General features: G+C 55.4%; 19 protein-coding genes. 17 read left to right on the forward strand and 2 right to left on the reverse strand.

Annotated features, from left to right (window positions below):
* The first annotated feature begins 10 nt into the window (after window positions 1-10).
* The 5 genes from Pla52nx_RS18430 (at window position 11) to Pla52nx_RS18450 (ending at window position 7,161) form a co-directional block, all read left to right on the forward strand.
* Complete coding sequence (locus Pla52nx_RS18430) at window positions 11-1,774, forward strand: alpha/beta hydrolase fold domain-containing protein (protein ID WP_231742004.1); 1,764 nt, start codon at window positions 11-13, stop codon at window positions 1,772-1,774.
* Window positions 1,775-1,809: 35 nt separating this feature from the next.
* Entirely contained in the window at window positions 1,810-4,356 is a 2,547-nt protein-coding gene (locus Pla52nx_RS18435) for a DUF1592 domain-containing protein (protein WP_197454614.1), read from the forward strand.
* Window positions 4,357-4,442: 86 nt separating this feature from the next.
* The gene (locus Pla52nx_RS18440) at window positions 4,443-5,852 is read left to right on the forward strand and encodes a DUF1552 domain-containing protein (protein ID WP_146520261.1); all 1,410 of its coding nucleotides are present in this window, start codon (window positions 4,443-4,445) and stop codon (window positions 5,850-5,852) included.
* A gap of 57 nt (window positions 5,853-5,909) precedes the next feature.
* Window positions 5,910-6,302: a hypothetical protein gene (locus tag Pla52nx_RS18445; protein ID WP_146520262.1), complete on the forward strand. Its 393-nt coding sequence runs from the start codon at window positions 5,910-5,912 to the stop codon at window positions 6,300-6,302.
* A gap of 412 nt (window positions 6,303-6,714) precedes the next feature.
* Window positions 6,715-7,161 carry a CBS domain-containing protein gene (locus Pla52nx_RS18450; RefSeq protein ID WP_146520263.1) on the forward strand — a complete coding sequence of 149 codons (447 nt, stop codon included), beginning with the start codon at window positions 6,715-6,717 and terminating at the stop codon, window positions 7,159-7,161.
* Window positions 7,162-7,262: 101 nt separating this feature from the next.
* On the opposite strand, the gene Pla52nx_RS18455 is transcribed toward Pla52nx_RS18450, so the two are convergent.
* Window positions 7,263-7,469 (reverse strand): dodecin, encoded by a 207-nt coding sequence (locus tag Pla52nx_RS18455; RefSeq protein WP_146520264.1) that lies wholly within the window; start codon window positions 7,467-7,469, stop codon window positions 7,263-7,265.
* Between the two features lie 164 nt (window positions 7,470-7,633).
* On the opposite strand from Pla52nx_RS18455, the gene Pla52nx_RS18460 reads away from it, so the two are divergent.
* The 8 genes from Pla52nx_RS18460 (at window position 7,634) to Pla52nx_RS18495 (ending at window position 18,328) form a co-directional block, all read left to right on the forward strand.
* Complete coding sequence (locus tag Pla52nx_RS18460) at window positions 7,634-8,251, forward strand: DedA family protein (protein WP_146520265.1); 618 nt, start codon at window positions 7,634-7,636, stop codon at window positions 8,249-8,251.
* Window positions 8,248-9,171, forward strand: a complete 924-nt coding sequence (coxB, locus tag Pla52nx_RS18465; protein WP_146520266.1) for a cytochrome c oxidase subunit II — start codon at window positions 8,248-8,250, stop codon at window positions 9,169-9,171. Before Pla52nx_RS18460 ends, coxB begins: the two co-directional genes overlap by 4 nt.
* Before the next feature lie 114 nt (window positions 9,172-9,285).
* The gene (gene ctaD / locus Pla52nx_RS18470) at window positions 9,286-11,847 is read left to right on the forward strand and encodes a cytochrome c oxidase subunit I (RefSeq protein WP_146520267.1); all 2,562 of its coding nucleotides are present in this window, start codon (window positions 9,286-9,288) and stop codon (window positions 11,845-11,847) included.
* Window positions 11,847-12,251 carry a transmembrane prediction gene (locus Pla52nx_RS18475; protein WP_197454649.1) on the forward strand — a complete coding sequence of 135 codons (405 nt, stop codon included), beginning with the start codon at window positions 11,847-11,849 and terminating at the stop codon, window positions 12,249-12,251. Before ctaD ends, Pla52nx_RS18475 begins: the two co-directional genes overlap by 1 nt.
* Entirely contained in the window at window positions 12,251-12,937 is a 687-nt protein-coding gene (locus tag Pla52nx_RS18480; RefSeq protein WP_146520268.1) for a cytochrome c oxidase assembly protein, read from the forward strand. The genes Pla52nx_RS18475 and Pla52nx_RS18480 overlap by 1 nt, the downstream gene beginning before the upstream one ends.
* The gene (locus Pla52nx_RS18485) at window positions 12,934-14,052 is read left to right on the forward strand and encodes a c-type cytochrome (RefSeq protein WP_146520269.1); all 1,119 of its coding nucleotides are present in this window, start codon (window positions 12,934-12,936) and stop codon (window positions 14,050-14,052) included. Before Pla52nx_RS18480 ends, Pla52nx_RS18485 begins: the two co-directional genes overlap by 4 nt.
* Window positions 14,049-15,209 (forward strand): efflux RND transporter periplasmic adaptor subunit, encoded by a 1,161-nt coding sequence (locus tag Pla52nx_RS18490; protein WP_146520270.1) that lies wholly within the window; start codon window positions 14,049-14,051, stop codon window positions 15,207-15,209. The genes Pla52nx_RS18485 and Pla52nx_RS18490 overlap by 4 nt, the downstream gene beginning before the upstream one ends.
* Window positions 15,206-18,328, forward strand: coding sequence for an efflux RND transporter permease subunit (locus Pla52nx_RS18495; RefSeq protein ID WP_146520271.1), 3,123 nt, complete (start codon window positions 15,206-15,208; stop codon window positions 18,326-18,328). The genes Pla52nx_RS18490 and Pla52nx_RS18495 overlap by 4 nt, the downstream gene beginning before the upstream one ends.
* A 39-nt stretch (window positions 18,329-18,367) precedes the next feature.
* Here Pla52nx_RS18495 and Pla52nx_RS18500 read toward each other — a convergent pair whose 3' ends face one another.
* A complete protein-coding gene (locus tag Pla52nx_RS18500) occupies window positions 18,368-18,517 on the reverse strand; it encodes a hypothetical protein (RefSeq protein WP_231742005.1) in 150 nt (49 codons plus the stop codon).
* A gap of 151 nt (window positions 18,518-18,668) precedes the next feature.
* Between Pla52nx_RS18500 and Pla52nx_RS18505 the strand changes: the two genes are divergently transcribed.
* From Pla52nx_RS18505 to Pla52nx_RS18520, 4 genes are all read left to right on the forward strand, one after another.
* Entirely contained in the window at window positions 18,669-18,860 is a 192-nt protein-coding gene (locus tag Pla52nx_RS18505) for a hypothetical protein (protein WP_146520272.1), read from the forward strand.
* A gap of 700 nt (window positions 18,861-19,560) precedes the next feature.
* The gene (locus Pla52nx_RS18510) at window positions 19,561-20,526 is read left to right on the forward strand and encodes a PepSY domain-containing protein (protein ID WP_146520273.1); all 966 of its coding nucleotides are present in this window, start codon (window positions 19,561-19,563) and stop codon (window positions 20,524-20,526) included.
* A 301-nt stretch (window positions 20,527-20,827) separates the two neighbouring features.
* Window positions 20,828-22,270: an arylsulfatase gene (locus Pla52nx_RS18515; RefSeq protein ID WP_146520274.1), complete on the forward strand. Its 1,443-nt coding sequence runs from the start codon at window positions 20,828-20,830 to the stop codon at window positions 22,268-22,270.
* Window positions 22,271-22,290: 20 nt separating this feature from the next.
* The gene (locus tag Pla52nx_RS18520) at window positions 22,291-23,541 is read left to right on the forward strand and encodes a hypothetical protein (RefSeq protein ID WP_146520275.1); all 1,251 of its coding nucleotides are present in this window, start codon (window positions 22,291-22,293) and stop codon (window positions 23,539-23,541) included.

Genomic DNA, 23,541 nt, shown 5'->3' on the forward strand with positions numbered 1-23,541 from the left:
ATAACAAATCATGAGAAAGCATCCCATTGTCGCGTTCCATCTTTCGCTGATTGTCGGGGTCGCGTTGTTCGGCGTAGGCCGCTCATCGCAGGCTCAATCAGACAGCGAGTTGCCACAGGCAGTCTATCTCTATGAAGGAGACGCGCCGGGCTCGGAGGGCATGTCGGATATTCCAAAACAGGTTCGTCCGGGCAGCGATCGTGTTGTCACATCGGTGCATCGTCCGTTGCTCTATCCCTATTTGCCCGCTGAGGGAACAGAATCAGGGATGGCGGTGATCGTCGCTCCCGGCGGCGGACACAATTCGCTGTGGTCGACTCACGAAGGACATACGCCTGCCAAGTACTTTGCCGAACATGGCATCGCAGCGTTTGTTTTGGAGTATCGACTCGCAGAAGAGAAAGACTCGAAGTACACGGTCGACGAACATGCCCTGGGTGACTTGCATCGCGCGATCCGTTTGATTCGAGCCCGCGCGAAGGACTGGCAGATTGACCCGCGTCGTATCGGCGTGATGGGATTCTCGGCGGGCGGCGAGATCGCGGCGCTTTCAGGCATGCGGTTTGACGCGGGCGATGAGAATGCAAAGGATTCGATTGCCAAGCAGTCATCTCGTCCAGACTTCGTTGCCTTGATCTACCCGGGCCGCTCACACCGTTTTGAACCTAAAAAAGATTCACCGCCGACATTCATCGCGGCCGGTTTCGGAGATCGCCGAGACATTGCCGAAGGCATGGCGGAGGTTTATCTGAAATACAAACGTGCGGGCGTGCCGACCGAACTGCACATCTATTCCAACGCCGGGCACGGATTCGGGTTGCGAGAGGGGAAGTCAGGATCGGTGATGAAGTGGGTTGATCGTTTCATCGACTGGGCGGGCGACCGAAAACTCTTGCCGGCTGAACCGATGGCGGGCGTCGGAAACCGCGTCAGGAACAAGGAAGTCATCATCGAAGAGGGTGGCACCGGACCCTACTCGGCCATCGCGACCGAAGATGCGTCACTGCCCGGCATGACGATCTTTCGTCCGCGGGACTTGTCGCCGTTTGGTGACAACCAGATTCAAAAACTTCCGATCCTGTTGTGGGGCAATGGTGCGTGCGCGAATACCACGCAAGAACACAAGAACTTTCTAAACGAAATTGCGTCGCATGGCTACGTCGTGCTGGGGATCGGACTGCTCGATCAGATCGAGAAACGTGATGAGACTTCACGTCAAAAGACTCAGACCAGCCAACTGCTCTCGGCACTCGATTGGATCATCGTCGAGAGCGGACGCGCCGAAAGCCTTTTCTCAGGCAAGGTCGACACGACAAAGGTGGCCGCGATGGGAATGTCCTGCGGCGGATTGCAGGCGATCGAGATATCGCCCGATCCCCGGATCTCCACGACCGTGGTGTGCAACAGTGGCGTGCTGCCCAATCCATCACCTTTGCCCGGCATGCCTGCCCTCAAGAAGGAAATTCTGGAAAAGCTGCACGCCCCAGTGCTCTATATCATGGGTGGACCGTCAGACATCGCCTACAACAATGCGATGGATGATTTTTCTCGCGTTAGCCACGTGCCGATCGTGATGACAAATTTGGATGTGGGGCACGGCGGCACGTACGGCCGACCTCACGGCGGTAAATTCACTCCAGTCGCACTCGCATGGCTTGATTGGCAACTCAAAGGCGAAAGCGAGAATTCCAAAATGTTTCTCGGTAGCAACAGCATGCTTGCGAAGGATCCTGACTGGTCCGTCGAGGCGAAGAATTTCAAGTCGCAGGAATAGGAAGGCTTCGGATGACACGTAGGTTTCACGCTTCCATGATTCGATTTCTGATTCTCTGCTCTGGCGCGTTTTTGCTGCATTCGTCGACCTTCTCGGCCGACGACGTGACGTTTGAAAATGACGTCAAGTTGTTTCTCCGCACGTATTGCTTTGACTGTCATGCCGAGGGCGCCAACGAAGGCAACGTGGACATCGGCGCGTTTCTGCAGCGTAACGATTTTCAACAGGACACTCTGTTCTGGGACAAACTACTGCGAAACATACGCGCCGATGTGATGCCGCCGGCCGACGCCGACAAACCAACTCGGCACGAAGTGACTCGGATGGCGGAGTGGGTGAAGTCGGATGTGTTTCGAATCGACCACGCGAACCCCGATCCCGGGCCGGCGTTGGTTCGCAGAATCAATCGGAATGAATATCGCAACACGATCCATGATCTGTTGGACTACGATTACCAAACCGATCTGCTGTTCCCCGCAGATGACACCGGTTACGGATTTGACAACAATGCCGCGGCGCTAAACATCTCACAAATCCTGGTTGAAAAGTACCTGAAAGCAGCCGAAGAAATCGTGGCGGCCAATGTGCCAATGGTTTCTCGTGAGGTCAAGAGAATCAAGGTTGCAGGCAACGAGCTGTCGCATCTGCCCTTGGAACCGGAAACGGTCGACAACGATGCGGAGAAATCAGAGTCAATACGCTCGGCTGATCGAGGCAGGACAGAGCGACTGGAGTTCAAGAATCCCGCCCGTGTTGGCACGACGTTCCAAGTCGCCAAAGCGGGGAAGTTCAAGCTCGATCTTTCGCTTTGGGTTCGCGGCCACTTCACTTATGATCCCGGCCGGACTGAGATGGTGATCCGATTCAACGGCAAAGAGATTCATCGCCAGCAGTTTGTCTGGGAAGAGCGAGTCTGGTATCCGATGGAGTTTGACTACGAGCTGGAACCAGGCGACCATGACTTTGAAATCCAACTGACGCCTCTGCCGGACGCGGGCGATGCGCCCGCGCGACGAGATAGTACCGAACTGTACATTCAAATTGACCACGCGATGCTGGTCGGTCCCGAAGCAGTCTCAGACTGGGTGGAGCCGAACAACTACGAGCGTTTTTTTCATCGCGACTTGCCGCCATCCGATCCGCAAGAGCAGCGAGTCTACGCCGGCGAGATCCTGGAACGCTTCGCCAGCAAAGCGTTTCGTCGGCCGACCGATCAGCGGACGATTGACGGCCTGGTCGCGATCGCGGAGGACAGTTATTCCAAACCGGGAAACACATTCGAAGAAGGAATCAGTCGCGCGATCGTGGCCGTGCTCGCTTCCCCTCGCTTTCTGTACCTGACCGAGGACGTTCAGATTCCCAATGCGACAAGCGATGAATCTAATTTGGAAAAGTCGGGTGCCCCGCCCGTCTCGGCTTTGGTAGACGAGTATTCTTTGGCATCTCGGCTGTCGTATTTCCTCTGGTCGACGATGCCCGACGACGAATTGATGACGCTCGCGTCGGCCGGTCAGTTGCGGGCAAACTTGGACGCCCAAGTCAAACGGATGCTCCGCGACGAACGTTCGAGAAACTTTCTGCCCAGCTTTGTCGGACAGTGGTTGCGGTCACGCGAAATCGCAAACTTGATGCTCGATCCGAATGCGATCGCCGACGGTGACAAGTCGGCTGAGGAGTTGGCCGAGGAACAGCGACAGCGTGAAGAACGAGCGGGTCGATTCCGCGGCTTCCGAGGATTCCGACGCCCTCAACTCCGCTTTGACGCGGAGATCCAGAGAGCGATGCAACAGGAAACCGAGATGTGTTTCGGCTACATCATGGAAAATGATCGCAGCGTCCTGGAATTGATCGATGCCGACTATACGTTCCTCAACGAAGACTTGGCCGAGCACTATGGAATCGAAGGTGTCGATGGCGATCAAATGCGAAAGGTCGATCTGCCCGAGGACAGTCCGCGGGGTGGCGTGTTGACTCAAGGAACCTTGCTGACGGTCACCTCCAATCCCAATCGCACTTCGCCGGTGAAACGTGGGCTATACGTCCTGGAAAACATCCTCGGCACTCCGCCGTCGGCTCCACCGCCGGACGTGCCGGAACTGGACGAGTCAAAGGACCGTTTTGACGGACGGACGCCGACACTGCGGGAGGTCTTGGCAGCTCACCGCGAGAACGCGATTTGCATGTCGTGCCACGGACGAATGGATCCGCTCGGCTTCGCCCTGGAAAACTTCAATGCCCTAGGCATGTGGCGGCAGCGCGATGCCGGTCAGCCGATCGATGCCTCCGGCGAATTGCTCTCAGGCGAGACGTTCAACGACATCCGCGATTTGAAGCGAATACTTCGCGAAACGAAGCAAGCCGACTTTTATCGTTGCTTGACCGAGAAATTACTGATCTATTCGCTGGGGCGTGGGGTTGATGTAAAGGACACGGCGACGATCGATCATTTGGTAGATGAGCTGTTGGCCTCGGAGGGGCGATTCTCCGTTCTGCTAAGCGGCATCATCCATTCGCCCCAATTTCAGCGACGGCGATTGACGCCCGCTCAGTCAGAATTGCTGTCCGGAGTGCAAAGACGTTGACGGACAAGTTTTATTGTTGCTGAAATCTGCACGTAGGTTCTCGGCATCGTAATCAACCACAATCACGGCAATCTTGGAAAACGGCAATGCACCCCAAATACAATCAGTCAAAGCAAGCCGAACGTAACGCCTCATTGCAGCGTCGGCGGTTCCTCCGCGGATTGGGTGCGGCCATCGCGGTCCCGATGCTTCCGTCCATCGCACACGCGGCGGGAGATGCTGCCGGAATCAATTCGACCTCAGGTGCAACAAGCCGGGGAGGCGATGGTTCGGCACCGCTGCGGATGGCCTACTTCATTCATCCCAATGGCGTCGTGCAGGACTACTGGTTCCCCAAAGTCAACGGCAACGACTTTGAATTCAATCGCACGATGAAACCGCTGGAGGAGGTGAAGGAGCACGTGCAAGTCATCACGGGGCTCGACCAACTCAACGCCACCCCCGGCAACGATGGCGGGGGCGACCATGCCCGCGCCGGTGCAACGTACTTGACCGGTATGCGTGCGAAGAAGACCGGTGGAAAAGACATTCGCTGCGGAATCTCGATCGATCAAGTTGCCGCCCAGCAACTCGGCCACTTGACCCGTTTTGCGTCGTTGGAACTGACCTGTGACGCGATCCGAAACACGGGTAGCTGCGATACCGGTTACGCCTGCGCCTACCAGTACAACATGTCCTGGAGTTCGCCAACCACACCGGTCACCCCCGAACCGAATCCGCGTCTGGTGTTTGAACGACTGTTCGGGACCGGTGACCACGGCGAGCGAAAACGATCCTTTGAAATTCGCCGTGAACGTCAAAAGTCGATTCTCGATTTTGTCATGGAGGACACCCGCTCGCTGACGCGCGACATGGGATACGAGGATCAGGTTAAATTGGACGAGTACCTGTCCAACGTACGAGAGCTGGAACGTCGCATCTCCGACACGGAGCAGATCGCAAAAATTCCCGATCCAAACATGCCGACGCCGGCCGGAATTCCTGGCAACATCGGCGACCACATGGACTTGATGTACGACTTGCTCATCTTAGCATTCCAGACCGACCAAACTCGAATCGCCACGTTACTGCTGGCATACGATGGCAGCAATCTGCCGTATCCAGAGCTCGGGATTTCAGAGGGCCACCACTGGTTGACGCACAATCTGCGCGTGCCGGAGTACAAAGAGAAGGTTGGCCAAATCGAAGTCTATTGGATGCAGCGTTTTGCAAAATTCATCCGCAAGATGCGTGACACTCCAGACATCGACGGCAGCCGACTGATCGACAACGTGATGATGCTATACGGTAGCGCCATCTCGGATGGCAACATGCACAAGCACGACAATTGTCCGGCGATTTTGGTCGGCGGCGGCGGAGGCACGCTGCAACCCGGACGCGTGACCGATGCCGCTGGGATACCGATGTCCAACATGTACGTCAGCATGCTGGAAAAATTCGGAGTCCAGGGCGTAACGCAATTCGGCGACTCCAACGGTCGTTATGACGACATCTGAAATTCGCTAGCCACATCCCAGTCACCGCTGCTCAACGACTCGACTAAAAACGCATGGATGTACGGAGCCGCGATCGACCTGGGGCAGCTTGCCGATCACGAGATTGCGATGCCGGCGCTGTCGCAGCACGAGCGAATCACGTGGTCGTTCGGTCAAAGTGATGGGCAAATCTACGAGCAAGCCGATCTTGTCGCCCAAAGCGAAGACATGGCAAAGAAAACGCACCGAATCCTCGATGGCATCATCGCCTACGAAGAACTTTGGTCCGAAGGTAGCGAACCGATGAAACAGATCATGCGAGGCGTCGAGTTGACTCACGACGGCAACACGACCGGCTTTCATTGGCAAGGCGACGAATCAACGGTTCTGACGGGACTCGATGACGCGCTTCAGCGGCTGGATACTTGGAAACCGATATGGAAGAAACAGCACAGAGCAGCTCATCAGTGATTCTTGCACGGACGCATTGACGACAGAATGCTGCGCGAAGTTCGCATCAAATCTCAGCAATCTTGATTTGCCGGATCGCCATCCTCGTCCTCCGAGTGCGATCCGATCGCGATGGCAGGCTTTCGACCATCGGATGGTCGGAAAAGCACCGAATGCGTGCTGGTGAGCGATCTTGATCGTATCGGCTCTCCAGCTTTTGCACGGTGGAAATTTCCCGTGAAAGAACTCCCTTTCTCGTCAATTAAGGAATGCGAATTGCCGCAGAGCTGGAGCAAAGAGTCGACAAAGATAACGTCGACTTTGATTTCGGTGTTCTGTGCTACCGAGGCTCAGGGAGCAAGCCTCTCTGTTCCGTGGCGATCAGATTCACTGCCGTTGAGTTTCCGAGTCATTGAAACGGAGGAGATCGAAGATGAAATTGAAAGATGTGATGACCACGCACGTCCGCGGGATTTCGGCAGACGAGAGTGTCCGCAACGCAGCGGAGGCAATGAGCCAAATGCAAGTCGGATCGCTACCGGTGTTTCGCGATGGAAAACCAATTGGAATCATCACTGATCGCGATATCGTCGTTCGCTGCGTTGCTGCCGGCTTGGATTGTTCTCAAACGCCGTGCAGACAAGCAATGACGGGAGAGCTGATCACGTTGCCCGAGACGACGGACATCGAGGCTGCGGCGAGCGCCATGGAGGAACGTCAAATTCGTCGGTTGTTGGTGACGGGCGAAAACTACGACATCGTGGGAATTGTCTCGGTCGGCGATATCGCCGCCAATTCGGGATCACAAAAAGTGTGCGCGGAATTGATCGAGAGAATGTCGGTCCCCGCCGAACCGGTGCGTTTCGAAGCGGTGCAATAGCGGTTGCACCGCTGTTCATCGAAACAAAGAAATTTCAACACGGGTGATGTCGGGAAGATCATCACCCGTCGGACGAGTCGCCGTCCAGGAACCTCATCATTTTATTTGTCGAGCGTGAAGCCGATCTTCACGGTGACTTGCCAGTGGTCAACCTTGCCATCGGTGATGTCACCTCGGGATTCAGTCACTTCAAACCATCGCATCCCTCGGACGGTTTTTGAAGCATGAGTGATCGCGTTCTCGACGGCGTCTTCGATCGACGTCTTTGACGATCCGGTAATCTCGATTACTTCTAAAACGAGCACCATTCGCGGTACCAACGCGTCCAACTGCTCCGCTCGCCGGCGGCGAAGCTCACCAAGAATTCCCTAGGTGAGCGCGACAACACCGAAAGTCGTGGCGTCATTGCTACTTGGCATGGTGATTGCATCGCTACGTAATAAGCAAACAATCAATTGGAGGATTTCAACCGATGGAAGCATGGGTTCGCAATTTTTTAGAAGAGTTTGGAGCACTCGGCGTCGGACTATTGATGCTGGTCGAAAACATCTTTCCACCGATTCCATCGGAGATTGTGATGCCTTGGTCTGGCTACTCCGTCAGCCAGGGTGACAACTCGTTCATCGCAGTGGTTGCTGCCGGCAGTATCGGCTCATTTGCTGGTGCCATGTTTTGGTACTACCTTGCTCGCTGGATCGGCAAGGATCGGTTGTCGCGTTGGATTCGCGGTCACGGCGCCTGGCTGACGATAACGCCGAATGATCTCGATCGCGTGGAATCTTGGTTTGAACGCTGGGGATCGGTTGCCGTATTGGTGTGTCGTCTGGTTCCTGGTGTACGAACACTGATCAGCGTCCCCGCAGGATTCTCGACGATGTCAACACTCCGTTTCTCGCTGATGACCGCGATCGGGGTGGTGATTTGGACAACGTTACTGGCGGTGATCGGCTGGTGGTTGGGCGACAACTATGCCGACCTAGCCGGGCCGCTAAGTTGGGTCAGCACCTTGGTAATTGTGGGCTTGGTCGGCTGGTGGTTGTGGCGACTGTTGCAACAGCGAAAGATTCGCTTGCAAGAGGCCAATTCATGAACGTTGCTCTCTCCCAATCAACTCTTGATCCCGCCGGTCGAGGCGCGGAAGTGATCGCGGATCTGTTCTGGGTGATGGCTATCGGTGGTGTCTGTATCTGGTTGTTGGTGATCGGTCTAGCAGTTTACGCAATCTTGCGTCCCGGTAAACATCAGGCAAAGACGACGCGAGTGTTGGTGATCGGTGGTGGTGCGGTATTCCCGACACTCGTCTTAACAGGCTTGCTGACATACGGCTTGTCAATCTTGCCGGACTTACAAAGCCCCGCTCCGCAAGGCAGCCAAGTTGTCGAAGTGGTTGGTGTGCGTTGGTGGTGGCGAGTCCGATATCGCTTGCCTAGTGGAAAAACGGTCGAAACGGCCAACGAGATACATTTGCCTGTTGGCGAAGCGGTCGAGTTCAAGCTCACCAGCGAGGATGTCATCCATTCGTTTTGGATTCCCGCGTTGGGCGGCAAGATGGACATGATTCCGGGACGTGAGAATCGCTTGAAGTTGTTTCCGACCAAGACGGGTGTTTTCCGTGGTGTGTGCGCGGAGTTCTGCGGTGCCGCTCATGCTCAGATGTCGTTTGACGTCGTGGTCCAGTCCAGGGACGAATTTGATCGATGGCTGGTTGAACTGCAGCAGTCGGCTGGTGAATCAGACCACGCCGGCCAAGCCGTCTTTCGATCACGCGGCTGTGGTGCGTGTCACACGATTCGCGGAACAGAGTTTGACGGCGTGGTCGGCCCTGATCTGACTCATTTTGGCTCACGGCGAAGTATCGGAGCATCGGTCTTGGCAAACACACCAGAGAATCTGACTCGCTGGATCAGTCATACGCATCAGGTCAAACCCGGCGTCGAGATGCCCGCGTTTGATTCGATCGACGCGGAGAAGTTGGCGGAGTTGGTCGACTATTTGATGGAACTCCGATGATCGAGTCAAACCATAGCAGAAGTCGCAAAGGCATTTGGCGATACCGGACGACGCAGATACTCTTGCTAAGTTTCTCGACAGACAAACGAGTTGAGATCCGGCAGGAGGCGCACGATGGATGAACGCGCAGAACGGCTGCTAAAAGCATGGGAGACGCCGAAGGGTTGGCGGTACTGGTCGGCGGTCAACAACTCAGAGGTGGGACTTTGGTACACACTGGCCGCGTTCGCATTCTTTTTGTTCGGCGGCGTGCTGGCGTTGATCATGAGGATTCAGCTTGCCATTCCCGACAACGACTGGTTAACCCCTGAACAATACAATCAGGTCTTCACGATGCACGGCAGCGTGATGATGTTTCTGTTTGCCGTGCCGATTTTGGAAGCGATTTCGATCATGTTGTTGCCCGAAATGCTGGGCGCGCGTGACCTTCCATTTCCACGTCTGTCGGCATACGGTTTTTGGTGCTTTTTGATCGGCGGCGTCTTCGTCTGCGGATCACTTTTCTTCGGCGTCGGGCCACGTGGCGGATGGTTCATGTATCCGCCGATGACGACGCAGTACCAAACCGATGTGGGACCTGACATATGGCTGTTGGGGCTGTCGTTCATCGAGATCGCTTCCATCGCGGCGGCTGTGGAGTTGATTGTCGGGACATTGAAATGTCGACCGCCGGGGATGCGATTGAATCTGATTCCACTGTATGCGTGGTACATCTTGGTCGTCGCGGTGATGATCCTGTTCGCATTTCCACCATTGATCGCCGGTGACCTGTTGATGGAACTGGAACGCGCACTTGACTGGCCATTCTTTGATGCCGAGCGTGGCGGTGACCCGATGCTTTGGCAACACCTGTTTTGGATTTTCGGGCACCCGGAGGTCTACATCGTGTTCTTGCCGTCGATCGCGTTGGTCGCGATGATCGTGCCGACCTTCGCGCGGACGCCGATCGCCGGCTACGGCTGGATCGTGTTGGCAGCGGTGGGAACCGGTTTTCTGAGTTTTGGGCTTTGGGTTCACCACATGTTCACGACAGGATTGCCCGGAATCTCAATCGGAATCTTTTCGGCAGCGTCGGAGGCGGTCGCTATTCCGACCGGCGTGCAAATCTTTTGCTTCATCGCAACACTGTTGATCGGTCGGGTCAGACGCAACGTCGCGTTGATGTTTGTGCTGGCCGGGCTGGCCACGTTCATCATCGGCGGACTGACCGGAGTGATGATCGCGATTGCACCGTTTGACTATCAAGTTCATGACACCTACTTCATCGTCGGCCATTTGCACTACGTGTTGGTCGGCGGAACGATCTTCCCAATTGTGGCAGGGTTTTACTATTACTACCCGTTCGTGACAGGCAAGCAACTCAGTGAACGACTGGGAACGATTGCATTCTGGGTCATGCTGATTGGATTCAACGTCGCTTTCTTTCCGATGCATATCAGCGGTTTGATCGGGATGCCTCGCCGCGTCTACACGTACCCTGGCGGTATGGGGTTTGAGTTGCCCAACCTGATCTCATCCATCGGTGCTTTCACGCTAGGTATCGGATTCTTGATCCTGTTGTACGACGTGTTTCGCCCCAAAGGTAAACAGCCACTGGTCAAACGCAACCTGTGGAATGCGGGAACACTGGAATGGAGCGGCCAAGTTCCCGATCAACCGTGGGGCATCCGCAGCATTCCAATCGTGACGACACGTTACCCGCTTTGGGAGCAAGAGAACTTTCTAAAGGACGTCGACGAGGGCAACTTCTACCTCCCGGATGCAGAAGAGGGATTAAGAGAAACGATGGTCACGAGCACGGTCGATGCCGAACCGATGCAGTGTTTGCGTGTCCCGGGGCCGACATTTCTGACTCTGTTTGCGGCAATGTTCACCGGGGCAGTGTTCATTTTCTCAACCTTTCACTGGTATTGGGCGGCAGGTGTTAGCTGTGTACTGTCGTTTGCGACCATCCTCATCTGGCTGTGGACCGGGACGGCGATCATTCCTGAAAAAGACACAAAGGACGTCGGGCTGGATTTGACGTTGCCGACGTATGTTTCGGGTCCCGCAGCGGTCGGATGGTGGGCGATGTTCATCACCATGTTGGGCGACATGACCGCATTTGTATCGCTTGTATTCGGATACTTTTTTTACTGGACCGTACATGAAGACTTTCCTCCGACGCAGTTTGACGGGCGAATCGTTATGGGGCCGGGCATGGTCTGGCCTCTTTGCTCGGTCGCGCTGGCGATCTTGGCTTGGTTGTCTGTTTTGTTGTCGCGCCGCTGGAATCGTACTGGAACGAACGTAGCGACAGTCAACGCGACGATCGATCAGAAATCTAAACGCCGAGACACATGGCGAGCTTCGATTCGGTTCTATTTCGGCATCGCCATCGCAATACTGCTTGGGCTTGCTTCCGCATGGGCACTTTTTTGGGGACCGTATTCAAACGGCGTTGATCCGACGCAGCATGTCTATTGCGCCAGCGTCTCCGTCTTGGTGTTGTGGACGATATTACACTTGCTCGTGGGGGTGGTGATGTTGGTTTACACCGCTGCACGACGCGTATGCGGGCTTATGGATGCCGTCCACGATGCAGACATTGTCAACGTCACTCTGTACTGGCACTTTTTGGCGTTGACCGCCACGATCACCGGAACTGTCATCGCTCTGTTTCCGGAGGTAGCATGATGCCCGGCGTCGAATCACCAACCAAACACGCCGAATCGAAACCGAAAACAATTCGGGATCACCTTTGGTGGATTGTGATCTCGCCCTGCACGTGGGCGATTCATTTCTTGGCGTGCTACATCACTGTCGCGATCTGGTATGAGAAACTCGCGGAAACACACGATTTGAAGACGCTCTGGACTCTGATATCGCTCTATTCAGTGCCGGCGATTCTCGTCATTGTCTTGGTTGCTGGGATGAGTTATCAGAATTTTCGGCGGGGCGATCCGCCCATTCCCTACGACTTTGATGACCCCGACGAACGCACTCACTTTCTGGGGTTCACCGCATTCCTGCTGTCACTGCTCAGCCTCATCGCGACGCTGTACACCGTGTTGGTTTTTGTCATGGTGGGAGGACACTGATGAAGTTGACTGCTTGGAACGTCGGCTGGTTGGTGCTGCTGATTGCTTGGATGGGGCCACTGCCCCATCTCGCCCAATCCTCCTTCGCCGCGCACATGACGCTACACATGGCAGTTGTCGCGGTGGCAGCACCATTGTTGTCGATTGGGATGTCGGGGCTGCATTACGATCCCGTCCGCCGTGTGCCATCGTTGTTCTCGCCCATCCCCGCATCGATAGGCGAGCTGGTGATTGTCTGGGCTTGGCATGCGCCGGGACTGCATCATTTTGCGAGACACTCGTCGATCGGATTTCTTATCGAACAGACGATGTTCTTGTGCGCCGGCGTCTGGGTTTGGTTGTCGGCCTTTGGAGGCGAGATTCCTCGATCGCCGCGGCGCAGCGGCGCTGGAGTGATTGGTTTGTTGTTGACGTCGATGCACATGACGTTGCTCGGTGCGTTGTTGGTGATGTCGCCACGGTTGTTGTATTCGCATCATCACGGTGGCGGCGGACTGTCACCAATCACGGACCAACACCTGGGAGGCGCGGTGATGTTGATCGTCGGCGGCGCAGCATTCCTGGCGGGCGGTTTGTGGTTGACGAAGGATTTAATCACGCTCGCTCACAGCGAGAATCGACGAGATCCTCGGACTTCTGAGACAGCTCTACCTCCGTATGCTCCACCCGCGGGAGCGAAGACATGAAGATTACCTTTCGACGAACACTCATCACTGTCACGTTGCTCGCTGTCGCCGGCGTCGTCGTTCTGGTCAGCGGTGTCATTCCGGTGACAGCCAGCAGCGGTCATTGGCCAATCACGGCATGGTTGCTGGACTACGCCAGCGATCGTTCGGTGGACTTTCACAGCAACGGAATCGAGGTTCCGCCGCTGGACGAAACCGGCATGGTCAAATTGGGAGCTGGGACCTATCAGACCAATTGCATTTTCTGTCACGGGCAACCCGGCAAAGAGCAACCGCCTGTCGCACAAGGCATGACGCCGCAGCCACCGCTGCTGCGAGTCTCGATGGCGGGGATGAGTTCAGAGGAGAAGTTCTACATTCTCAAGCACGGTGTCAAGTTCGCCGGGATGCCGGCCTGGCCGACACAGAATCGAGACGATGAAATCTGGCCGGTCGTCGCTTTTCTCAATCAGCTTCCTGAAATGAGTCACCAACAGTATCTAAAGGACACGCGAGTCGACCCCGCTGAGACAGACAATCCGATCAAACGCTTTGTCGCCGAGCATTGCGCATCATGTCATGGCTTGGATGGCAACAAGAACGTCAATCGGCGTGTGCCGGTTTTGGCTGGACAAAACAGAGCCTACCTAAAAGCGTCGATTCAATCCTTTCACGACATGACACGGCACAGTGGTGTCATGATGCCGGTGGCATACCATTTGACGCAATCGCAAATCAACGAATTGGCAGGCTACTTTGCAAATCAATCACGCAATGATTCTGCAAATCATCGCCGGGAGCTCAAGGAGCTGGACATGAATGATTTGATTGATTTTGGCAGGCAGTTAGCTCACGAAGGTGATGCATCGGCAAAGATCCCCTCGTGCGTCGATTGTCATGGACCAGGCGATTGGCTTCGTAGCGATACTCATCCGCGATTGACGGGGCAACCGGCTTGGTACATCACCAGGCAGTTGGAACTATTTGGCCAGCGAAAACGTGGTGGCAGTGAGGCGGAGATCATGCACAAGATTGCCGACAAACTGGATGACCGATCGCGGAGAGCTCTGGCTATCTATTATGAATCGGCAGCAATGCATGAAGGCGATGCGACCGCGAAAGAAGGCGGATCATGAGTGATTCGAGCAGCAGCGAAAGTAATGCCAAGCGGCGGCGTCCGTGGGCGAGTTACCTAGTTGGGTCGATCGCGTTGTTGCTGGTAGGCGGTGCAAGCTATGCGGGATACAAACTCTACTCGCAAAGCGACACTTCGCAGCAAGCTCACTCGCGGCCGCCAACCTCTGTTACCGTCGCATCGGCACAGCGTCAGACGTGGACCACGGAACTCACCGGCGTGGGCACACTCACCGCAGTTCAGGGAACGGAGTTGACCAGTGAACTGGCCGGAAAAGTCGTTGCGATCGATTTTGAATCAGGGGCACGGGTGGAACAAGGCGAACTACTGGTCCAACTGGATACGACCAGCGAGGTTGCACAGCTTGAGTCGTTGGAGCCGCAGTTGCGAAAAGCCAAATCGGATCAGGAGCGCGCGACGCAGTTGATCGAGGGCAATGCCATCTCCAGAGAAGCTTACGACGAAGCGATCGCCGAAGTCGATCGTTTGCAAGCAGCGATCGACAAACAGCGTGCCATCATCGACCGCAAAAAGATTGTCGCTCCATTTGCGGGCACGCTCGGCATTCGGAAGACCAATCTGGGCCAGTATGTTTCGCCCGGCGACGCGGTCGTGAACCTTCAGCAGATTGAACCGATATTCGTCGACTTCGATCTTCCCGAACGCAATTCGGGTGTCGTCGATCTCGGGATTGCGGTGCGAGTTTCCACGTCTGCCTACCCCGATGCAAGATTCATTGGGAACGTTTCTGCAATCACACCGTTGATCCAAGAAACCACACGCAGCTTCACCGTCCGGGCCGAACTGCCCAATCAAGAACGCAAATTGAAACCAGGAATGTTCGCCGACGTCGTCGTGGAGCTTCCGCAGCAACGTGATGTCGTGACGATCCCGCAGACGGCCATCGCAGTCAACGCCTATGGCAGCAGCGTGTTCGTGCTGCAGGAAGCCGAACAAGGATCCGAGCAAACGCTTGCCAAACGAACTTTTGTACGAACGGGCGAGCGACGTGGCCTGGACATCGAGATCATCGAAGGCGTCGAAGCGGGACAGCGCGTGGTTACTTCGGGCCAATTGAAACTGAGTAATGAGTCGCCGGTCACGATCAGCCAGAGAGATGTCAGTGAAGGCGTCGTAGCGGAGCCGACAAAGCCGTGAGCATCTTCACCCGATTCATTGATCGCCCCGTCCTGGCAACGGTGATCAGCCTTGTCATCGCCCTGCTGGGTGCCCAAGCAATCACTCGATTGACCGTCCGCCAATACCCCCAAACGACGTCGACGACCATCACGATTGTCACGCCGTACATCGGTGCCGATGCAGACCTCGTGCAAGGCTTCATCACCACGCCACTGGAGCAAGCGATCGCCACCGCCGAAGGCATTGACTATTTGGAAAGCAGCAGCACGCTGGGCACCAGCACGATCACGGCGAGACTGGTGTTGGGCTACGAACCCAACGAAGCCGTGGCGGAGATCTTGACCAAAATTCAACAGGTCCGCAATCGTCTGCCACCGGGCAGCGAGGACTCGATTGTCACGGTCAGTACCGGCGGTGATCAAGCCGCCATGTACCTTGCCTTCACCAGCGATGTCTTAGAGGCAAGTGAGATCACTGACTACTTGACCCGCGCCGTCCGCCCCCGTCTGGAGACCGTCGCCGGAGTTCAACAAGCACAAACGATCGGCTCGCAAACGATCGCGATGCGGATCTGGCTTGACCCGTCCAAGATGGCTGCGCTTGGCGTCACGCCATCCCAGGTTCGCACCGCAATCACGCAAAGCAACTTCCTGGCTGCCGTGGGCGAGACCAAAGGGCCAAAGCTCGCCATTCCTTTGAAGGCGGAGACGAATTTAGACAGCGTCGATGCCTTTGAGAAACTGGTCATCCGCGAGCAAGGCGATGCGATCATTCGACTGCGAGATGTGGCCGACGTCAAACTGGGAGCAGAAACCTACGACAGCAGCGTGATCTTCGAAGGCAAGACAGTGGTCTTCATCGGCGTCCAGATCGCGCCCGAAGCGAACCTGTTGGAAACGGTCACCGGCGTTCGCGCGCTCATTCCGGCGATCAAAAAGCAACTTCCAACCGGTCTGGAGGGAACGATCGTTTACGACGCTACCGAAACCGTCGAAGACTCAATCGACGAAGTCGTCCAATCTCTAATAGAAGCCCTGGTGATTGTCAGCGTCGTCATCTTCTTATTCCTTGGCTCGTTACGTTCGGCGTTGGTTCCCGCTATCGCCATGCCACTTGCCATCGTCGGCGCATTCTTCATCATGCAGATGCTTGGCTACTCAATCAACCTGCTGACGCTGTTGGCTTTGATTTTGGCAATCGGTACGGTGGTGGACGATGGTATCGTGATCGTGGAAAACGCAACGCGGCACATCGAAGGCGGAGCAACACCAGATCAGGCAGCGAAACGAACGGTCAAGGAACTCGGCACGAGCATCGTCGCGATGAACATTGTCGTGTTGGCCGTATTCGCCCCGATCGGCTTGATGGGCGGATTGACGGGAAGCCTGTTTACCGAGTTCGCCTACACGGTTGCCGGCGCGACGTTGATTTCCGGCGTGATTGCGCTGACGTTATCCCCGATGATGTGCGCAAAAATACTGCGATCAAAAGATAAATCTGGCAGGACGCTCGAACAATCCAGCAGCGAGTCCAACGGCGATCAAGAACAAGATCATACTGCGAACAATAATCGAGACTGGTTCCTCGCCCGTTGGGTCAACGCGGGATTCCGCTGGCTTGCCAGCGGCTATAGCCGCGTGCTCACTGGTGCCCTCGACGCACGCTGGTTGGTGCTTTCCGTTGGCGTCGCAATTCTGGGTAGCCTCTACTTTCTATTCAGCGCCGCCAAGTTTGAACTGGCACCGCCGGAGGATGAAGGCTTTCTGGTGATCACCGCTCAAGCCGATCCCAATGTTTCCATTGACCAACTAGAACGCTGGACATCCGTACTGGCGGAGAAGATTGGCGAGTACGAGGGAGTTGAATTTGTCTTCACGGTCAACGGTGGCGGCAGCGGCAGCGGTGGCAGCAACGGGGCTTTTGGAGGCGTGAGCTTATTGGATTGGGAGCAACGCGAAATGACCCAAATGGAACTTCAACCGCAGCTGCAGTCGTCCGTTGATGAAATCGCAGGTCTGCAATCCGTCGTGATCGCACCACCGGTCTTGCCCGGTGCGGGCGGAGGCCCACCGATCCAGTTTGTCATCAGTTCCATCGACCAGCCACGCTCCGTTCTGGAGTCCGCTCAATCACTTCTCGAAGCGGCCCGGCAGAGCGGAAAATTCACTTTCATTCAGTCCGATTTGAAGTTCGACAAAATCCAGCATCGTTTGTTGATCGACCGTGACAAAGCAGCCGCATTGGGAGTCAACGTCGACACGATTGGACTGGACCTTTCGACGATGCTCTCGGGCGGCTACGTCAACTTCTTTAGCTATGATGGACGCAGCTATCGCGTCGTCCCACAAGTCCAGCGTCGTTATCGACTGGTCGCAGATCAGATCCTCGACTATCGCGTTGCTACTCGAAGTGGTGAACTGGTCCCAATGTCGTCTTTCATCTCGATCAAAGAAGACGTTCAACCCCGACAATTGAAGCGTTTCAATCAGCTCAGTTCGGCCACTCTGTCCGGCGTGCCAGCACCCGGCGTTTCTCTCGGAGAAGCGATTGATTTCTTGAAACAGCAGAGCAACGGCACCCTGCCTAACAATTACGTGACCGATTGGAAGGGGGTGTCACGACAATTCGTTTCTGAAAGCTCATCGCTGTTGCTGGCCTTCGGTTTGGCCGTCCTGTTGATGTATCTGACGTTGGCGGCTCAATACGAGAGTTTCCGTGATCCGGCCGTGATGTTGATCAGCGTCCCGATGTCCATCGCCGGGGCACTCGTGTTCTTCGCCGCCGGCGTCATCACCGTCAACATTTATACTCAGATCGGCTTACTGGCATTGATCGGTTCGATCATTCGTCACGGTATCTTATTGGTTGAGTTCGCGGGTGAACTGCAAACCAGTGAGCGACTTGACCGACGAGCTGCGATTGAAAAAGCAGCGTCGCTGCGGCTTCGTTCCATCTTGATGACGACGACCGCAACCGTCGTCGGTTTGATCCCTCTGCTCGTCGCCAGTGGAGGTCCTGGTGCAGCCAGCCGTTTTGCGATCAGCTTCACTCTCGGCATTGGGATGGCGATCGACACCCTGTTCACGCTGTTTGTCGTCCCAGCGTTCTACACGGTCCTCGCCAGCGAGCGTCATTAATCAACTCGCGAAATTCACCGACGGAGAAATTGCAAAAGGTCAGCCGATCACAAACCGACGGCTCTTGAACCCAGGTTTTCGTGAGGCGGGTGCGACGGTGACGATCGTGGGCAACGTCGGGGGACGACATTGATATCTCAGTCCAAACTCGGATGTCCAAAGTGTTTTCGGCATGAAGATTGCAGCCATTGATCAACCGCATCGTGGGTAGAAAGAGACTCTAGCGAAGGCCCCAAAGACTTTCGCGGTAATGCCAAACCAGACGAAATTCAACGCGAGTCTTCGGAACCCTTGGCGACTTTCGCTACTCATCCAAATCGTATCTCTTGGGAGTCAAGTCATGTCCGACACGACAATCAAAAAAGTAAGCGCCGACACATCGCCTCGCGGAAGCATGGGTCAAAAATATCTGGTCTCGGGAACTTCCATGGCAATGCGATTGTGGGAAGAACAACCGGGTACGGATTACATGCAGCCTGCCCGCCGCGACTACGAAACAATCGGCTTCGTGATCATGTTTTGCCTCAGTTGATTCTGGAGTCGTGTGGTGATCGAGTTATTCTACAGTCCAAAGGAGGACCTACTGATGACACGATCTCGACGAACCTTTACCGCCCGGGAAAAAGCTGCTGTCGTAAAACGCTACCTGGTCGACAAATTCCCATTTCTGACCTGTGCGATGAGCTAGGCCTGCAACCCACTCAGGCTTACTCCTGGCAAAAACAGCTCTTTGAGAATGCAGAGGCAGCCTTCGCCACACCTGGGCGAAAGCCGAGGCAAGATGATGCGATCGTAACAGTTCTTTCAGCGGACTTTGCTGAGATCTTGTTCAGTAGCTATTTTGGAGGCGCAAGTTACGACTACGGTCGAGCGAGTTTCTTCGACGGCCACGGCAACCTCTATCTCACTGGATCAACAAAGGCCCGGGTTGGCCGGTCCAGAACGCTTTTCAATCTCAATTCGCTGGCGGCGGCGGGAAAGAGCTTTGCTATGAAGGAGCCTGCTTCGCAGGCGACGTGGTACTCGCTAAATTCATCAAGATCCCCAACTGAGAACCGTCGTGAGTGGAATGCAGTTCATTGGGGCAGCGCGCCCGGCATCATTCCTGTCGTTTGTTACCTTTTACGCTGTAGAAAACGGACGCGTTCTTGTTCCCAAGTGAACTTTCCACTAGCGATTGTTTGCGGCAGGATGATGCCCGCTGACTAATTTGCAGCACCGCTGAAAAACCAATGCCAACCCCTGACACAACGCATCAAAACGAATCCGCGTCTTCACCAAAGACCAACTTCACACGCCGTCGACGGCCACTTTCTCGATTCATGATGGTCGCCCGTCGGGTACACCTCTACGCAGGATTGTTTTTGCTGCCCTGGGTGTTTCTATATGGAATCACCGGTGCGATGTTCAACCATCAAGGATTGTTTCCCGAAGGGCAAACCATTTCGATTCCGCAAGCCGTCGTTGCTGGTTCCGCCATGTCGGACTTTCCATCGCCGGACGTATTGGCGCAGCAAGTCGCCGACGCGATTGAGCGCACTGGCGAGAACGTGTCGGTCACGATCCACGACAAGTCGGAAGCCAAGTTCACAAACAACATTATGTTCGAAGTGACCGCCATGGGCCAACGTCACGTGTTGCATGTCAGCCCTCACAATCACGAATCTTACTTGGTTCAGTTTCCGGAACCGACTTCGAAACCGACCAACCTTGTTGCTGATCTCAAGAGAGTCCGGCTCGCGGAAGATCCTCAAGACATTGCGTTTCGCGCGGCAATACACATGCTGCAAGAGACGGGGATCGAATCCGACGACATGCTCAAGCCACATGGTTGGACAAAACTTAATTTCCTGGCATCCGTGAATGGCAAGCCTGCGCGGGTAACGTATGTCCTCAAAGATGGACACGTTGATGTCACCTCGTACAATGGCAGTACTGGAATGTCTCGGCGAGGTTTTTTCATGCGATTGCACACGTCCCATGGTCAATCACCGAGCTGGACGGCCCGCTTGGTCTGGTCATTGTTCGTGGATACGATGGCTTTTGCCATGGTTGCCTGGGGTCTAACCGGACTACTCATGTGGTGGCAAATCAAACGCGTGCGTGTGATTGGCGGCTTCGTCATCGCAGCGAGTCTTCTCGTCGCATGTGTCATGTATATCGCGATGCAACACTTCTACGCAACGAATATGCTCTGACCGATGTTTTCGTTGCCGATTCCAGAGTGTCTTTCGCCAACGACCGCGCCCCGGACCGACCATAGAGTCTACCGTGCCGCCTGCTGATCGAGTTGAACCGAGGGGTTCAGCCCGGCAGGGTGAACGCGTGTTCGAGCCGGCATTGTGAACGCGTATTCGGGCCACCGCCAAACTCCTTCGATCCGTTTGAGCATCGCCGGATCGTCTATACTCTGGGTATCCGATTGGAGCGTTGCCCTGTTTGCTCCCAATGGCAACTTCCTGACTGCCCCTCCCTATGTTTTGTCTTTGATTTCCCATCATGATCTCACGAACACTCTTTCTGTTTATCGCATTGGCTGCGATACAATTTCCCGCTTTCGCTGCCGACGCGACCAAGCCAAATATCGTGTTCATCTTGGCCGACGACATGGGATATGGTGACCTTGGCTGTTACGGTCAACGATTGATCCAGACACCCAGGCTGGATCAAATGGCTGCCGAAGGAATTCGATTTACGAATTTCTACGCGGGCAACACGGTTTGTGCCCCATCGCGTTGCGTGTTGATGACGGGGCGACACATGGGCCACGCATATGTCAGAGGAAACGCCGGTGGTCCCGACATGTCGAGTCAGACGCTGCGAGATGAGGACGTGACGGTTGCAGAGTTGCTCAAGTCCGCTGGCTATTCAACCGGCTTGTGCGGCAAATGGGGGTTGGGCGATCATGCGGAAGGCGGCAGGGTTGGGTTGCCGAGCCGACAAGGGTTTGATTTTTCCTATGGCTACTTGAATCAAGTTCACGCACACAACTATTTCCCCGAGTTCCTTTGGCGAAATGATGCCAAGGAATCACTCAACAATGTGGTCCATCGACTGGACCGATCCTATGGCGGGTTCACCGGCGGTTGGGCAACCAGGAAAATCGACTACAGTCACGATCTGGTTGCCAAGGAAGCAAACGAGTTCATCACGCGTCATGCCGAAGCATCCAAGGATGGCAAGCCGTTCTTTCTGTACCTCGCATTCACCATCCCACACGCAAACAACGAAGCGACGAAGGGAACCGGCGACGGAATGGAGGTGCCCGACTATGGACAGTACGCGGACCAGGACTGGAGCAACCCAGACAAAGGACAAGCTGCGATGATCTCGCGTTTGGATGCTGACGTCGGACGACTGCTCGACCTGTTGGACACACTCGGTATCGCGAATAACACCGTGGTGATGTTCTCTAGTGACAACGGACCTCATAATGAAGGTGGCCATCATCCGGAGCTATTTGATCCGGCCGGACCGCTTCAAGGGATGAAGCGTGATCTCTACGAAGGAGGCATTCGGGTTCCCTTCATTGTTCGTTGGCCAGGGACGGCTCCCGCCAATACGACCTCGGATCACATGGGATACTTTGGCGACCTGATGGCTACAGCCGCCGATTTGGCCGGCGTGGCTCCGCCCGCAGGGCTGGATTCGATTAGCTTTGTACCCACCATCCGCGGTGATCTGGGTCGGCAAAAACAGCATGATTACCTTTACTGGGAGTTCTATGAGCAAGGCGGCAAGCAGGCGGTGCGTTCAGGGAACTGGAAAGCGATCCGGATGCCTTGGATGACTGGCCCGACCAAACTATTCGACTTGGACGCCGATATCGGCGAAGCAAACGATGTGGCGAAGGAGCATCCCGACATCGTTGAGAAGTTAGAATCGATCATGGCAGAAGCCCATGTTCCACATCCCAATTGGGAAGTGCGTGGATCCAGGTGAGGAAAGTGACCGATCCCATCATGTCCTATCATCGAAGGTATCGAGCCGATTTCGGGAAGACATTCTGTTGGTCCTTCATTGCCGCCGCGTTGCTGTTGGCCGCAGCTAGCTCCTCGCCCGCCAACGCGCAGTGGAAACGACATACGATTGACGACCGAGGCAGAGGCGCCGATGGCGTGCGTCTGCTGGATATCGATCGCGATGGCGAGTTGGACATCGTGACCGGATGGGAAGAATCCGGGCATGTCTGCGTCTACTTTGCACCGGATATCGAACAGCGAAGTCAACCTTGGCCGCGCGTCGTTGTCGGAAAACAAAAGTCGGTGGAGGATGCGGTTGCGATCTCATTGCCGGGTGAGTTCGCCGCTTTGGTCGTCAGTTGCCACGAAGGAAACCAAAAGCAGGTTATGGTGCATCGATTGGATGCCAAGGACGACAAGGTGCTGACACGAGATCTCATGTTGCAAGAGGGACGGTGGAAATCAACGCCGATCAAGAGCTGTGATCAAGTTTCTCGCTGGATGTTTGCCACGATGGTCAACATTAGCGGTGCGGTTTCTGGGCTAGTCGTCGGATCCAAATCTCCAGACGGCCAAGTCGCATTGCTGTATCCGGCGTCTGGAAAGATAACGGCGGAATCCGAGCGCATAGAGGATTGGAATCGCGTCGTCTTGCAAAAGGCCGGATGGATCATGTCGCTGATCGCGGTCGACATGGATGCCGATGGCGACGAAGATGTCTTGGTCAGCGATCGCAAAGGGGATCGTCGGGGCGTGTATTGGTTGGAACAACCTGAGTCTGCAAAACGATCTGATCCGACGGCATGGACGAGGCACGAAATCGGTGCAGGAAATCACGAGGTGATGTTCATCGACGGCGACGCTGGCGAGGTCCTCGCAACGACTCGCGACGGATTGACCTTGCGATTTCAACGCACAGCCCCTGACTCGTGGACGACTGAAAGTCTCACCAATCCGCTGCAGATTCAAAGCGGCAAAGCGGTTCGGCGAATCCCCGGATCAGACCCACTACAGTTTGTCTTCGCTGCGAACACGGGTGTTCATAAAATGGACAAAGGGAAGCCCGGCGTGGTGCTCGCGTCAGTGGAGGCGCTCAACGACGCCACGAACGTCAGCGGACCTGACGGCGTCAAGTTTGACCGTATCGAGTTGCTGGATGTCGATGAAGACGGAGACCTGGACGTCATCACCTGCGAAGAGCGAGACAACTTGGGCGTGTTCTGGTACGAAAATCCAGGTCAGGCCTACTGA

This window comes from Stieleria varia (genome assembly GCF_038443385.1).
GTDB classification, from domain to species: Bacteria; Planctomycetota; Planctomycetia; order Pirellulales; family Pirellulaceae; genus Stieleria; species Stieleria varia.

Excerpts from the sequence above, each read along its gene's own strand:
- Pla52nx_RS18430 (WP_231742004.1), top strand. The coding sequence starts at position 11 with ATGAGAAAGCATCCCATTGTCGCGTTCCATCTTTCGCTGATTGTCGGG.
- Pla52nx_RS18435 (WP_197454614.1), top strand. The coding sequence starts at position 1,810 with ATGATTCGATTTCTGATTCTCTGCTCTGGCGCGTTTTTGCTGCATTCG.
- Pla52nx_RS18440 (WP_146520261.1), top strand. The coding sequence starts at position 4,443 with ATGCACCCCAAATACAATCAGTCAAAGCAAGCCGAACGTAACGCCTCA.
- Pla52nx_RS18445 (WP_146520262.1), top strand. The coding sequence starts at position 5,910 with ATGTACGGAGCCGCGATCGACCTGGGGCAGCTTGCCGATCACGAGATT.
- Pla52nx_RS18450 (WP_146520263.1), top strand. The coding sequence starts at position 6,715 with ATGAAATTGAAAGATGTGATGACCACGCACGTCCGCGGGATTTCGGCA.
- Pla52nx_RS18455 (WP_146520264.1), bottom strand. The coding sequence starts at position 7,469 with ATGGTGCTCGTTTTAGAAGTAATCGAGATTACCGGATCGTCAAAGACG.
- Pla52nx_RS18460 (WP_146520265.1), top strand. The coding sequence starts at position 7,634 with ATGGAAGCATGGGTTCGCAATTTTTTAGAAGAGTTTGGAGCACTCGGC.
- coxB (WP_146520266.1), top strand. The coding sequence starts at position 8,248 with ATGAACGTTGCTCTCTCCCAATCAACTCTTGATCCCGCCGGTCGAGGC.
- ctaD (WP_146520267.1), top strand. The coding sequence starts at position 9,286 with ATGGATGAACGCGCAGAACGGCTGCTAAAAGCATGGGAGACGCCGAAG.
- Pla52nx_RS18475 (WP_197454649.1), top strand. The coding sequence starts at position 11,847 with ATGCCCGGCGTCGAATCACCAACCAAACACGCCGAATCGAAACCGAAA.
- Pla52nx_RS18480 (WP_146520268.1), top strand. The coding sequence starts at position 12,251 with ATGAAGTTGACTGCTTGGAACGTCGGCTGGTTGGTGCTGCTGATTGCT.
- Pla52nx_RS18485 (WP_146520269.1), top strand. The coding sequence starts at position 12,934 with ATGAAGATTACCTTTCGACGAACACTCATCACTGTCACGTTGCTCGCT.
- Pla52nx_RS18490 (WP_146520270.1), top strand. The coding sequence starts at position 14,049 with ATGAGTGATTCGAGCAGCAGCGAAAGTAATGCCAAGCGGCGGCGTCCG.
- Pla52nx_RS18500 (WP_231742005.1), bottom strand. The coding sequence starts at position 18,517 with ATGGCTGCAATCTTCATGCCGAAAACACTTTGGACATCCGAGTTTGGA.
- Pla52nx_RS18505 (WP_146520272.1), top strand. The coding sequence starts at position 18,669 with ATGTCCGACACGACAATCAAAAAAGTAAGCGCCGACACATCGCCTCGC.
- Pla52nx_RS18510 (WP_146520273.1), top strand. The coding sequence starts at position 19,561 with ATGCCAACCCCTGACACAACGCATCAAAACGAATCCGCGTCTTCACCA.
- Pla52nx_RS18515 (WP_146520274.1), top strand. The coding sequence starts at position 20,828 with ATGATCTCACGAACACTCTTTCTGTTTATCGCATTGGCTGCGATACAA.
- Pla52nx_RS18520 (WP_146520275.1), top strand. The coding sequence starts at position 22,291 with ATGTCCTATCATCGAAGGTATCGAGCCGATTTCGGGAAGACATTCTGT.